Origin of the sequence: Mesotoga sp. HF07.pep.5.2.highcov (assembly GCF_003666285.1) — a bacterium.
Taxonomy (GTDB): domain Bacteria; phylum Thermotogota; class Thermotogae; order Petrotogales; family Kosmotogaceae; genus Mesotoga; species Mesotoga prima.
Genome location: NZ_JFHJ01000125.1, coordinates 1 through 929, shown reverse-complemented (window position 1 = coordinate 929; position 929 = coordinate 1). Strand labels below are relative to the sequence as shown.

The following is a 929-nucleotide window of genomic DNA, read 5'->3' as shown; positions in this document are numbered from 1 at the left end:
CATAAGTTCTTGTTCTTCTTTATTTCTATGAACGGCAAGCGCGGTCTTTACCGGGTTTTGTTTGATCTGTGATATTTCTATTGTGTTATACCGTAAGTATGTACTCAACTTTATTTTGTAGGAGGGGAAAGTATGAAGAAATTCTTGTTACTGGCTTTGGTCGCGATCATTGCTGTAAGCGCATTTGCCGGCAAAGTCACAATCTGGAGCTGGCGGACGCAGGATGCTCAGGTATGGGAAGAAGTCGAAGCGGCTTTGAAGAGCAAAGGTCTCGACATCACGATCGAATACACGGCATTCGCACCAACGGAATACGACTCGAAGGTCGCCCTTGCTCTCCAGACCGGCGAAGGTCCGGACATCGTTTACTCCAGAAGACTTCCCGGAGGAAGGACTCAGGTTCTGATCGAGAATGGCCTTTACCTTCCAATCGACGAGTTTACGGATATGTCGAACTTCCCGCAGGCCGCTCTGAACTCAGTTACCTGGCAAGATAAGGTTTACGGAGTTCCCTTTGCAGTCCAGGTAGTTGGAATATTCTACAACAAAGACTATTACGAAGAATTCGGACTAGAGGAACCTGCAACATGGGATGAATTAGTCGCCAACGCTGAAGTTATCAAAAACAAGGGAATCACACCGTTTTTCCTTTACGGGAAGGAAGCTTGGGCACTCACGATGCAGCACGCGATGTGTGGTGTCAGTGTGCTTGGACCCGACTGGATAAAGGCGTTAACAGAAGGCAAAACAAACTTCCTCGATCCAAAGTTCACCGATCTGAACAAGAGACTCAACGACCTGAAGGTTTACTATCAGGACGGTTTCATGGGAAACACGACTGTAGATCAGGACGCGGCATTTGCCTTCGGTCAGGCAGCGATGGTGTTCTACGGCGCCTGGGGTTACCAGACATGGAAAGATCTGAATCC

Annotated in this window: 1 protein-coding gene; it reads left to right on the top strand. The window is 48.1% G+C overall.

Annotated elements, in window-relative coordinates; translation table 11 throughout:
- Nucleotides 1–132 precede the first annotated feature (132 nt).
- Nucleotides 133–929: ABC transporter substrate-binding protein (locus tag BG32_RS02005; RefSeq protein ID WP_121526318.1), on the top strand; the 797-nt coding region annotated here is incomplete at its 3' end.